The sequence below is a fragment of the Ruegeria sp. AU67 genome (assembly GCF_900312795.1).
GTDB lineage: Bacteria > Pseudomonadota > Alphaproteobacteria > Rhodobacterales > Rhodobacteraceae > Ruegeria > Ruegeria atlantica.
Genome location: NZ_OMPH01000005.1, coordinates 48,021 through 60,638, shown reverse-complemented (window position 1 = coordinate 60,638; position 12,618 = coordinate 48,021). Strand labels below are relative to the sequence as shown.

Annotated in this window: 8 protein-coding genes and 2 pseudogenes; 7 read left to right on the top strand and 3 right to left on the bottom strand. The window is 55.1% G+C overall.

The annotated features are described in order from the left end of the window. The first annotated feature begins 202 nt into the window (after nt 1-202). Nucleotides 203-850: a hemolysin III family protein gene (locus DK510_RS00955; protein WP_109310521.1), complete on the top strand. Its 648-nt coding sequence runs from the start codon at nt 203-205 to the stop codon at nt 848-850. Between the two features lie 308 nt (nt 851-1,158). Here the strand turns inward: DK510_RS00955 and DK510_RS00950 are convergent, their stop codons facing one another. Next, nucleotides 1,159-3,186 (bottom strand): NADH:flavin oxidoreductase, encoded by a 2,028-nt coding sequence (locus tag DK510_RS00950; RefSeq protein WP_109310592.1) that lies wholly within the window; start codon nt 3,184-3,186, stop codon nt 1,159-1,161. An 84-nt stretch (nt 3,187-3,270) separates the two neighbouring features. Next, nucleotides 3,271-3,715: pseudogene (locus DK510_RS23070) on the bottom strand (tyrosine-type recombinase/integrase); the annotation flags it as partial. Here DK510_RS23070 and DK510_RS00940 point away from each other — a divergent pair. The 3 genes and pseudogenes from DK510_RS00940 to DK510_RS23065 form a co-directional block, all read left to right on the top strand. Further along, nucleotides 3,684-4,308, top strand: a pseudogene (locus tag DK510_RS00940) (IS6 family transposase); the annotation flags it as partial. The pseudogenes DK510_RS23070 and DK510_RS00940 overlap by 32 nt on opposite strands. A gap of 764 nt (nt 4,309-5,072) precedes the next feature. After that, a complete protein-coding gene (locus tag DK510_RS00935; protein WP_109310591.1) occupies nt 5,073-5,657 on the top strand; it encodes an ANTAR domain-containing response regulator in 585 nt (194 codons plus the stop codon). Beyond that, nucleotides 5,654-6,307, top strand: coding sequence for a LysR substrate-binding domain-containing protein (locus DK510_RS23065; RefSeq protein ID WP_109310520.1), 654 nt, complete (start codon nt 5,654-5,656; stop codon nt 6,305-6,307). The genes DK510_RS00935 and DK510_RS23065 overlap by 4 nt, the downstream gene beginning before the upstream one ends. A gap of 60 nt (nt 6,308-6,367) precedes the next feature. Here the strand turns inward: DK510_RS23065 and DK510_RS00925 are convergent, their stop codons facing one another. Next, the gene (locus DK510_RS00925; RefSeq protein WP_109310519.1) at nt 6,368-6,886 is read right to left on the bottom strand and encodes a hypothetical protein; all 519 of its coding nucleotides are present in this window, start codon (nt 6,884-6,886) and stop codon (nt 6,368-6,370) included. Nucleotides 6,887-7,715: 829 nt separating this feature from the next. Between DK510_RS00925 and DK510_RS00915 the strand changes: the two genes are divergently transcribed. The 3 genes from DK510_RS00915 (at nt 7,716) to DK510_RS00905 (ending at nt 12,367) form a co-directional block, all read left to right on the top strand. After that, a complete protein-coding gene (locus DK510_RS00915) occupies nt 7,716-9,224 on the top strand; it encodes an FMN-binding glutamate synthase family protein (RefSeq protein WP_109310517.1) in 1,509 nt (502 codons plus the stop codon). 87 nt (nt 9,225-9,311) lie between these two features. Then, nucleotides 9,312-10,985 carry an acetolactate synthase large subunit gene (locus DK510_RS00910; RefSeq protein ID WP_109310516.1) on the top strand — a complete coding sequence of 558 codons (1,674 nt, stop codon included), beginning with the start codon at nt 9,312-9,314 and terminating at the stop codon, nt 10,983-10,985. Then, on the top strand, nt 10,982-12,367 hold the full coding sequence (locus DK510_RS00905; RefSeq protein ID WP_109310515.1) for an aldehyde dehydrogenase family protein: 1,386 nt from the start codon (nt 10,982-10,984) through the stop codon (nt 12,365-12,367). Before DK510_RS00910 ends, DK510_RS00905 begins: the two co-directional genes overlap by 4 nt. Nucleotides 12,368-12,618: the final 251 nt, after the last annotated feature.

Here is a 12,618-nt window from a genome sequence, read left to right as displayed (position 1 = left end):
CGCCGACCTTGACCGATGTTTTTTACTTGGCTCATGCATCACTCGCGAACAACACAAACTGGACGTTGGGCATATGGAAGAACAAAGGCGAGATAGCGGACGGGGCAGTCATCTGTCGTAGCGCCGAGAACTGACGCGCCGGAAGCATGGACACTCCACGCGTCTGGATGTAGCGCGAGACAAACCTTTGCCCGGAACCAAAATGACGGAAACGACATATCCTAGCACTATCCGATCGCACCGCCATGCCGACATTGCCGTCCATGCGTTCGGGCTGGTAGCGATCCTGACGGCCGGGGGAGTACTTCTTTCAAAATCAATCCTCGGCCTCGAACCTAAACTGGTTCTCGCGGTCGTGGTTTACGTGCTTTGTGCGCTGTCATCCAATCTAGCATCCGTCGCCTATCACTTTTCCACGTGGCACCACGGGCGCAAACTGATGCGGCGCATTGATCACGCCGCGATCTACCCCAGCATTTCGGGTACCTTCACACCCTTTTTTGTCTTGGCAGGCACGACATGGACGATGGCCTTGCTGTGGATTTGTTGGGGGCTGACAGCCGTGGCTATCTGGAACAAGATCACGAACGAAGCGGTCAAGTCACGATGGTCAACTGCATCCTACCTTGGACTGGGCGCAATTGGGTTGAGTGCCCTTCCAGACCTCACGAATGTACCCATCACAACATTGTGGTGCATTTTGGCTGGGTCCTCCGCCTACGTCATTGGAACGGTGTTTTACGCCCAAAAAACTATGCCTTACCGGTATGCTGTTTGGCACACATGGGTAAATATTGGTGGAGCACTGATGTTTGCGGGCATATGGTTCGCCCTATCCACTCAATGGTAAATATGTAGAGGCAGGGACCAACAGTTTCGCAACCGGTATGTTGGATAATGCCGCGGAATAATAGGCCTGCTTTGGGCTTATAGGACCTGTTATGTCTCACCGCAGAGAACGGCTGCGTTGAGCCCTTAAGGAGCGATGCAAAGTCCGCTATGCGGATGACTCCGCCCTTCGATCTTCTGGCACTTAGGTCAACTATATGCTTTTCGCAGCCGCTGAAAAAAACACCACCAGCCGAGAGCGGAAATTCGCTGCGTTCCGTCTGCACGTCCGCTTTCGCCGCAACTGATGAAAGATACTCGGAGCGCAGCTCAGGTTAAACAGCAAATACGCAAAGCGTCTAGAATCGCGGCGTGCATATTGCGGCCTGTGATCGCGTCACCAATTCGAGCCAGATAGAACTGGCCATCCGGCTCCTCGTCTCTGAACGGGAATGAACCATTGATCAGCGCCTTGTGATCGACCTGCCCAAGGTTTCGCGAACCTGGCTTTAGATCGTGATAGAGCGCGTCCGTCGGGATTAGACCATGTTCGACAACCACGTGGTCGACAAGACGCTTGGTGATATCACCGGTCAAGATATTGCGCAGGCTGGCGCACACCCGTTTTCCCTCTTGGCTTAGAGCACGGAGTTCGTGGAGGCAGGTAAATGTCACCCCGTTTGCTGCTAGATCGCGCAAAGCAACGGCAGAGGTCGTTGGGCCAAGGTCATGCAGAAGCGCACGGTCGGGGGTCACAAGTTCGACGCTGTGGCCGGCGCCTGCCAACGTGTCGGCCGTGACTGCCGCGGGATGGTCTCCGACCTCGTCGAACAATAGAACTTCGCCCGAGACACGTGCTTCTCCGGACAGAACCTCCCAGCTGGAGAGCGCCAGATCGCCGCCCGGAATGGATAATGGCTCGGGCCATCCGCCGGTAGCAACTATGACCAACTCCGGGAGTTCTCTTAGCACGTCACTGGCCTCGACATAGGTATTCATGCGGAGATCAACATCGAGGGCGGTCACCTCGGAAATCAACCAATCGGCAACACCCCATACCTGCCTACGTGTCCCCCCCTTGGCTGCCAAAACAAGCTGCCCGCCCAGTCGATCTGATGCCTCGAACAAAACCACATCGTGACCGCGCAAGGCACTGACCCGCGCCGCCTCCAGCCCACCAGGCCCGCCACCGACGACAACCACCTTCTTTCGGGTGCGGCTGGCAGGAATAACATGGGGTAAAGTTTGCTCCCGCCCGGTGGCGGCATTGTGTCCGCACACGGCAGGCTTGCCCTGATTGACGCGGTCTACGCAATACCCGAGGCCAACACAGGTGCGGATACGTTTCTCTTCCCCGCGTGCCAGTTTTGCGACCAAATAAGGATCAGCCATTTGGGCGCGCGTCATGCCGACAAGATCGACATGACCGCCGGTAACCGCGTGTCGGGCCGTTGCAATGTCCGCGATGCCGCCTGCATGCAGGATCGGCAAATTGACGGCTTCGCGGATGCGCCCGGCCACAGTAATATGCGGGGCAGCTGGCAGACCCATTGGGCGCACCCATTCAGCAAGACCAAGGTCATCGTAGGGCGCCCCGACCAAGATGTTGAGCAGGTCGACATGGCCACTTTCTTCCAGCATCCGGGCGGCGGCAACGCAATCCACGGCGCTAAGCCCGCCCTCTATCAACTCATCGCCGGTGATACGCATGGACAGTATGAACTTTGGACCAACCTCTGCGCGCACCGCATCCAAAACCTGCAGGGTCAGGCGCATGCGGTTTTTCAACGTTCCACCAAAGGCATCGTCGCGTTGGTTGGTAAGCGGAGAAAGAAACTGGCCCAGCAAATGCGAATGGGACAGAAGCTCGATTCCGTCGAACCCGCCCTGCTGACAACGTCGCGCCGCAGCGGCAAAATCGCAGACCACTCGTTCAATGTCCTCTTGTTCCATTGCTTTGGGAAAGGCACGGTGCGCGCGCTCGCGCACGCCGGATGGCGCCAAAACCGGCAGCCAATGACCGTCATCCCAAGCGGTTCGACGCCCCATATGGGTGATCTGGCACATGACCGCGGCCCCGTGCGTGTGAACGCCATCCGTAAGCTTCCGAAACCACGGAATGATACTGTCATTGCCAGCATAGAGCTGGCCAAAAACCGAAGGGCTGTCGGGGGCAATATTGGTTGACCCGCCGATCATGGTCAGGGCTACACCCCCCTTAGCCTTCTCTTCGTGATACAGCCTGTATCGGTCTCGAGGGTGACCGTCTTCGACATAGTTGGGTGCATGAGATGTACTGACGATGCGGTTGCGCAGCGTCAGGTGCTTGAGCTGAAACGGATCAAGTAGTTTCGCCATGATCAATTCCCTTCGGTAACCACACATAGCCCCGGGTCGGGCCCGTTTGCCGCCTTCTGTGACTGACGACGTTTGCTGTCAAAGTTATGCTACTTGGGAAGTACGGGGAGAGAGGTCACTAATTCCGACACTGATCCACAAAATGACGACCAGACTAAGAAATGCAATTGCAGTAACTTCTTCGGACAAGGGAGACCGGACTGTACCGTTCATCTTGGTATGGCCTAGCAAGAGCTGGACCGCTTTGAGGTTGCCGGTTTTCTCCTAGATTTGGGTGACTTTCTTGCGCCTCATTGAATGGGTTCCGTTTGCGCTTGCTTCCAGGCCGATCGATGTAAACTTACCTCGAACAATCCGCGCATTTTTGACGCGTCGAGATGTGTAATCTTTCGTGGAATTCGCCAAGCCAAAGGTACTCTGAAACGACCTTGAGTTCATCTTCCATCCATTTCTGGACAGAGGCACAGGTGCTCTCGGATATCTCGAAGCGCACAGGTTTCTGCGTCTTGCTGTGCAATATCGAAGACCTGCTGCACGAGCGAGGCATCGACGTGAGCCACGAAACTGTCCGATATTGGTGGAACAGGTTCGGTCCGGTGTTTGCTTCTGAGAGCCGAAGAAATCGTATTCAGCAATTGAAAGCATACTCCAAATGGAAGTGGCATGTGGACGAGATTTTCGTGAAGGTGAATGGCAAGCGGCATTATCTTTGGCGGGCTGTTGATCGCGACGGCCAAGTGCAGGAAGCCGTTGTCACCAAACGCCGAAACAAAGCCGCAGCACTGAAACTCCTCAAGAAATTGATGAAGCGACACGGTAAAGCGGAAAACGTCGTCACGGATCGCTTCGCATCAGGCCGCTCTCAGGAAGCTTGGCGCTACCGAAAGACAACAGGCGGGAAGGTGGCTCAACAACCGCGTTGAGAACTCGCACCTGCCGTTTCGACGAAGAGAACGCGCCATGCAGCGTTTCAGGCGCATGCGAAGCTTGCAGAAATTCGCGCCCGTCCATTCCTCCGTCTAAAACCACTTCAACCAGGAAAGATCACTAACCAGCGGAGACACATTCAAGCTGACACGCACCGCCGCTCTCGCCGAGTGGCGCGAACTTGGTATGGCATAAAGGGCAGCTATACTGGCCTAACTGAGACTGGTTCGAATCCCGTCTGACAGCACCCTGGCAAGTTAGTCATCCCCACGGGCAAGCCCTGGTTTGATGAGTTCCGCAGGGAACTGCCGGCGTTTCCTGATGCTCTCAAAGATGATCAGGTGGATGCACTAATCCAGTTCGCCGAATACATGCGTCGAAGCCAAGAGACTTATCTCGACACTGCTCTTTATACCGGTTGCCGCCAAGGCAACTATCGACCCGAACGACCAAGAAGGGAAGATCGCATGCGGTTCTGACTTAACGCGAGAGCGCTTTCCAGCGACCTGGGAGTGGGTATCAAAGCTTCGAACTCATACGACAGCGATGAAGCGCAAAGCTGCCGTTAGGGCAAATTGCATCGAAGGTCTGCACCGAATCCAAAGGCGACTTAGGTGATAAGCGCAGCATTTGTCGTTTAAGGCGGGAAGCGGTCATTCCCTGCGATTGCGGAATCACGTGGTTCTTGCTGTCAAAGTGGACATTCGATTTCGCATCGTCGATGGAATTGCAATTCGACCACCCAGATCAGGAGGTTAGCCCAAAAAAAATCTAAAGAGTCGATCGAATGTGCCACGCCAGCGCTGATGCCAGATTTCTTTGATGGCAAGTAGAAAAACTGTGCAGACGCTCCGCTGCATGTAAAAATATGCTGATAAATTAGGCAAACTGGCAGCCTGATGAAACGCTTAGTGGCCTTGGAATTGCGATCGATGAAGCTTGGGCTCACTTGGGTGCCTATGAAACAACACCTTACTGTCGTTGTCGTCGAGCAGAATCAAGAACGTGCTTTTGCAATTGTGGACGCCTTAAAAGAGTCTGGAGACGTAGACGTTTCTGTAATCGGCAATTTCTCCGGACTGGCACGTAGAATTGCAATGCATAGCCCAGACATCGTTCTGATCGACATAGACAATCCATCGCGGGATATGCTGGAAGAGTTGACCGTTGCCTCCGGTCCGATGGAGCGACCGGTGGCAATGTTCGTCTCGGGCGCTGCGGGCGGATTAGCGAAAGCCGCCGTTGAGGCAGGGGTATCAGCCTATGTAGTCGATGGCCTGCAAGCCGAGCGCATCAAACCTGTGATCGATACCGCCATCGCCCGGTTTCAGGTACTACGCCAGATGAGGACCGAACTGGCCGAGACCCGCCGTGCGTTGGAAGAACGCAAAGTGATTGATCGTGCCAAAGGGTTGTTGATGAAAGCCAAGGGTGTGTCTGAAGACGAGGCCTACGGCCTGCTGCGAGAAACAGCGATGAACCAGAACCGCCGGGTTGCAGATGTGGCTGAAGCCTTGGTCACGGCTTCGGGTTTGTTGTCATGAGAACTGTAACCTTGCCTGTCGCCTATATGCCTTTGGTTGACGCGGCCCCGTTGATTGTCGCGCGCGAGATTGGGTTCGACCATGCCGAAGGCGTGTCGCTGGACCTGCGACCAGCCCCGTCATGGTCTTCTCTGCGCGATATGCTAGCCTTCGGGCATGTGGACGCGGCGCATTTGTTGTCACCTATAGGCTGGCTTGCCAATTCCGCCAACGTTGCGCGCAAGTTGGCCGACTTTCAGCAAATCGTAGTGGCGTCGCCTGATTTGGTTGAGCAACTTGGACGGCCAGACCATCCGGAACGATTGGCAGCGTTTCCGTTCGTCGAACACAGAGCCCTGCCAAACCCACTGAGTTGGAAGTTTAGTAAAGCAACCGGTGAAACCTGTGACGTAAAAATGAACCCCGCGTTGCGAGCAGACGTAACACCAGCGATCAAGGTAATGGCAATCGAAGGGGCCGGGATCTCCATTCTGCCGGATTTTTTTGCTAAGAGAGAAATCGAAAACGGCACATTGATCCGGCTTGTTCGAGACTGGGCGCTTCCGACAGGAGGCATCTATGCCGTTTATCCTCCCACGCAGTTTCGATCAGCTGCTACAAAACGCTTTGCAGAAATGTTTGCAGAAAGACTTCGCAGCAGTCTGGCCTAAGAGAAGGGTGACGAAACTCAATTAACATTCGTGTCCGTCTAACATTGAAACGCGCGACCGCTAAGCAGAGCTTTGCTCGGTTGCCGCGAAAGTCGGCTTTGCCCGCTCAGTCGTCGTTAGCACCTTTCTTGGAACGTGGCGGCCGCGGAAACGAAGACGGATTCGCGTATCCACAAACGTGTCATTGGTCAAACCGGATCTTGACAACCTCAAAGCATAGATGAATGCATCCCTCCGTAAGCTTGGACGGCCATCTGGAGTGTTATTCTTACCGTCCGAAGCGGCGACGAGTATCTGAATGTTGTCTTCAGTTTCACCCGCTATGAAAGCAAGATACACCTCTCCCGGCTGGGTATCTTGCAGTCCAATCAAATTTCTGACCCAGTAGCAGCCATACACACAAGCATCGAGTTTATCAAATGCCAGCTGAAATTCGTTCGCAGCGAGCTCTTGCTGAGTTGGGTTGTACCATTCGCCCTTCAGGTTGTAGTTCGCAGCAGGGCAATCATCGATAGCCCAAGCGCTGCTCCCGATCCAAGAAGTTGCCAGCACGAAAATAGAAATGTGTTTCCTTCGCATCAATTCGTATTCTTCTTGGAATTGGATGTTTCCGAGATCTTTCCAGCTCGTTTTGACAGGGCGTTGTTAACTAAGGTAAACGCGACGACTGCCGAGGCAACGATCATAAGACCTTTCAATGAGGCATTGACTGGCACAGTTCGGATCAGTTGACCCAAAACACACCCAGGAAACAATCGCGGCAGCGAGGCCGCCGAAAAACGGGAAAATGCGTTTTGCGATCAAGAGTTGACACCTTTCTTGGAAGTCTGTTCCGCCAACTTTGATACAAGAAGGGTCGGGGGGCAATGTCAGTATCGAGTCCAAATTTTCGATTGCCCTTGAAGCCAACAAATGACGGCTTTCGGCTGAGCTGGTTATAATCCGTCGACATTAATTATGTAGAAGTGATGCTTGCTCAATTTGCAACTCTGGATCAGTCAAGCGCTTTGACATGTTTAACCGGTGCTGGAACTGCGCGAACAGCATCAGACTCTAACCTGTATCCTCAAGCTGCGGCTGAAAGGCTTGAGCTTGCCGTTGACCGACCATGGCAGCCACATTGTACCAATGATTGCCGACGATCCGATACACACCAAAAAACTAAACAATTTGCTGTTGGACTACTATGGAATCTACTTTCAGTTGAACAGTTTATCATCCGTCCCTGTGAGATTGATCGTTTGCACTCTACACCTTCACCAATGCATGGATCACCAGGAATTGATCACCTCGTGCGTGGACTTAACCCCCCTTGACCCCAATGTGAACTCAATCGCAGTGAATGGACGGGATGACGCGCACGCCCCGCTTGACTGCAGCCAATAACCAAACCTGGAGGCGATGATTGATGCCACAAGTGTCGAGTGTGATCCTGACGCTATTACAAGCCCTTTCTTATGCCTTCATCTTTGTCATCGGTCTGACGGTGCTTTGGATCGTGGTGATTTATTTCCGTGACAAGACCCAAACCAAGGGCACGTTGCGTCGCAACTATCCGGTGATCGCACGGTTCCGCTATTTCTTTGAGCACATGGGCGAGTTCCTTCGTCAGTATTTCTTTGCACAGGACCGCGAAGAGATGCCGTTCAATCGGGCCGAACGGTCCTGGGTATACCGTGCCGCCAAAAACGTGGATTCCACCGTGGCCTTTGGCTCGACCCGTGATTTGCGCCCTACCGGGACGGTTTATTTTGTGAATTGCCCGTTTCCAACGCTGGAACAGGACGCGCAAGAGCCGTCAGCCGTGACCATCGGACCATTTGCGCAACACCCATATACTACCGATTCCGTCTTTAACATTTCCGGCATGAGCTATGGGGCAATCTCGGTTCCGGCCGTGCGGGCTTTGTCATCGGGTGCAAAAGCGGCGGGTATCTGGATCAACACTGGCGAGGGTGGCCTGTCGCCCTATCACTTGGAAAGCGGCGCGGATATCGTTTTCCAGATCGGGACCGGCAAGTTTGGCGTACGCAAACCGGGAGGCGGTTTTGACGAAGACAAGCTGCGCGCAGTTGCGGCCCATGACGCCATAAAGATGTTTGAGATCAAGTTGAGTCAGGGCGCCAAGCCCGGCAAGGGCGGTATTCTGCCCGGCGCCAAGGTCACCGAGGACATTGCTGCCATTCGCGGTCTGAAGGTCGGTCAGGATGCCATCAGCCCTAACCGACACCCCGAAATCAACAGCGTGGGCGATCTGTTGGACATGATAAGCCATGTGCGCGAAGTGAGCGGCAAGCCGGTCGGCTTCAAAGCGGTTATCGGCGCTTACGGATTCTTCGAAAGCCTGTGCCAGGAAATTCTCAAGCGCGGTCCAGAAAGTGCACCAGATTTCGTTACCATCGACAGCTCTGATGGCGGCACGGGCGCTGCCCCGATGAGCCTGATCGACAATATGGGCATGCCTCTGCGTGAAAGCCTTCCGCTGACGGTGGATATGCTCAGGAAGTACGGGCTGAAAGATCGAGTGATGGTCTGCGCCAGCGGCAAGATGATCAACCCGTCCGAAGTGGCATGGGCCTTTTGCACAGGTGCTGATTTTGTGAACTCAGCGCGGGGATTCATGTTCGCGCTAGGCTGCATTCAGGCCCTGCAGTGCAACAAGAATACATGTCCCACGGGCATCACGACCCACAATCCAAAACTGCAATTCGGGCTTGATCCCGTCAGCAAGGCGGAACGTGTCGCCAGCTATGCTAAGAACATGAAAAAAGAGATTGGGATCATCGCTCACAGTTGCGGTGTGGCCGAACCGCGTCTGCTGAAACGATGTCATGCGCGCATCGTTCTGGACAACGGACGCTCGGCATCGATGGATGACCTTTACCCGAAACCACAACAAATGCAGGCAGCTGAATAAACTTATCTGTATAATCAAAGGACACGGCAGCCCCGGCTGCCTGCGGGGCGGCCATTCGCGTTGACCCCGCAAACATCAGGAGATCACATGTCACCTTCAACACCTATCGCAACAATCCCAACCAAAGCCTCGGACCTGTTGGTCGCCGCGCTTGAGGCCGAGGGTGTTGAATACATCTTTGCAGTTCCGGGCGAAGAAAATCTGGACGTTCTGGAATCGCTCAGAACCTCAAAGATTGAGCTGGTGCTAACGCGTCACGAACAGGGCGCGGCCTTCATGGCAGCCACCTATGGACGCCTGACGGGCAAGGCCGGGGTCTGCATGGCAACGCTGGGGCCCGGGGCCACAAACTTTGCCACACCGGCGGCCTATGCACATCTGGGCGGTATGCCGCTGATCATGATCACCGGTCAAAAACCGATCAAGAAATCCAAACAGGGTCAGTTTCAGATCATCGATGTGGTGGGCCTGTTCGCACCAATCTGCAAGATGTCCAAGCAGATCGTGCACGGCAACACCATCCCGTCCCTGATCCGCGAAGCGTTTCGCGTCGCTCAAGAGGAACGCCCCGGCGCGGTGCTGCTGGAACTTCCCGAGGATATCGCAGCCGAGGAAACCGACGAACCTGTGCTGAAACCACATCCGCGCCACTATGCCGTGGCCGGTGACACGGTCCTCAACGAAGCCGCAGATCTGATCCGGGCGGCGAAGATGCCGCTGCTGCTGTTGGGAGCTGGGGCCAATCGCAAACACGCGCGCAGTGCCCTCAGCCAGTTTGTGAAAGACACGCAGATTCCGTTCTTCAACACACAAATGGGTAAGGGCGTGGTGGACGAACGCTCTGATCTATTCCTTGGCACGGCTGCGTTGTCGGACGGAGATTACCTGCACTGCGCCATCGACCGAGCCGATCTGATCATCAATGTGGGCCATGACGTGGTCGAAAAGCCGCCCTTTTTCATGGAGGAAGGCGGCACCAAGGTGATCCACGTGAACTACAAGGCCGCACAGGTCGATCAGGTCTATTTCCCTCAGGTCGAGGTGGTCGGGGATCTGGCACAATCGATTGCGCGGCTGGGCGAAAAGCTGGGCGGGCCGTTGGATTTTGATCGCGCTTATTTTGAGCGCGTCAAACGGGAAACCGACCTGCACACCTCGGCGGGGGCAGATGATCCACGATTCCCGGTGATCCCGCAGCGCTTTGTTGCGGATACGCGCAAGGTTATGGGCGATTGCGACATCATCGCGTTGGACAATGGTATCTACAAGATCTGGTATGCGCGTAATTATCTGGCGTATCAGCCCAACACAGTGTTGCTGGATAACGCGTTGGCCACGATGGGGGCGGGGCTGCCCTCAGCCATGATGGCCGCCAAACTCTATCCCGAACGCCGGGTCATGGCGATTTGCGGCGATGGCGGGTTCATGATGAACAGCCAGGAGATTGAAACCGCAGTCCGGCTAGGTCTGAACCTTGTGGTCACGGTGCTCAATGACAGTTCATACGGCATGATCCGGTGGAAGCAGTCACATGCCGGGTTTGATGATTGGGGGCTGGAATTCAACAATCCCGATTTTGTGCAATATGCCAACAGCTATGGCGCAACTGGCCACCGAATTGAACGCACCGAAGATCTGGTTCCAACCTTTGAGGCCGCATTTGCCGCTGGCGGTGTACATCTGGTCGACCTGCCGGTGGATTACAGCGAAAACCAACGGGTATTGATTGACGAGCTGGCCGCCAAGGTGTGCTTGATATGAGCGGTATCGTAGATGTCGTAAACCCATACAGCCTGCAGTCGATCGGCAGCGTCGAAACCCGTTCGTGGGCTGAGATCGAGCCCATGTTAAGCACCGCGCAGGATCTTCACCGCAATCGTGATGGTTGGCTGCCCGCCTATCAGCGGATCGAAATTCTGAAAGAAACCGCGCGGCTGATGTCTGACCGGGCCGAAGAACTGGCGTTTCTGATCGCCAATGAAGGCGGCAAACCCCTTGTCGATGCCCGTGTCGAGGTCAAGCGCGCCATCGACGGGGTCGAGCTGTGCATTCATGAGATTGGACAGATGACAGGGCGCGAAATCCCGATGGACCTGACCGATGCCGGGGCAGGACGTGTCGCGTTTACGCAGCGCGAACCGATTGGTGTCGTGGTTGCGGCAAGCGCGTTCAACCACCCGCTCAACCTGATTGCGCATCAGGTTGCCCCGGCAGTGGCCACCGGATGCCCGGTGATCGTCAAACCCGCTTTGGATACACCCATGTCCTGTCAGGCCTTTGTGGATATCTTGCATCAGGCCGGTCTGCCCGCCGAATGGTGTTGCTTTGCCCCCTGCCAAAATGATGTGGCCGAGACATTGATTACCGATCCCCGCGTCGGCTTTTTCTCGTTCATTGGCTCGGCGCGGGTGGGTTGGATGTTACGTTCCAAACTGGCACCCGGCACACGTTGTGCGTTGGAACATGGCGGGGTTGCGCCTGTAATTGTGGATGACACCGCCGACATTGATGCGATGATCCCATCCCTAACCAAGGGGGGATTTTATCATTCCGGACAGGTCTGTGTTTCGGTTCAGCGGGTTTTTGCACCGACCGGATCAGCCGTAGAGATCGCTCAAAAACTAGCGGATGCGGCGGCGGCACTGACGGTTGGGGACGCCACCGACCCCAATGTCGATTGCGGCCCCCTTATTCGCCCGACCGAAGTTGACCGCGTCGAACAATGGGTGGACGAGGCGGTTCACGGCGGTGCGACGCTGCTGACCGGTGGAAAACGACTTGGCCCGACAACCTATGCCCCGACTGTCCTGCTGAATCCGTCTTCTGATGCCCGAGTCTCAACGGCGGAAGTTTTTGGGCCGGTTGTCTGTGTCTTTGGCTATGACGCACCGGAGGATGCCTACAGGGCCGCGAATAACTTGCCATTTGCCTTTCAGGCTGCGGTCTTTACCAAAAACTTGGGCACGGCGATGCAAGCCATTCAGCGCCTGGATGCCACAGCGGTTATAGTCAACGATCACACTGCGTTCCGGGTCGATTGGATGCCCTTCGCGGGCCGCCGACAGTCAGGCTACAACACAGGTGGGATCGGCTATACGATGCACGACATGACACAGGACAAGATGGCTGTGATCAGGATATGAGGTCAATGTTAAACCGGTCATTGGTGCAACTCCAGAGAATTAACGGTTTGTTCGCAGAGCCGACATCAGGCGCTCCTTATTGCTGACCCTTCAAAAACTCTACAGGTAGAACGATGCGTTCAATTGGACGTCCACATTCTGGGCAGCGTAAACGCACTTCACAGCTGCGTTCGTTCATTCGGTCGAAGTCTTTTTCTTTCTGCGGGAGAAGCTCGACAGTTCCGCAACTATCGCAAATAAAACCCACCTGC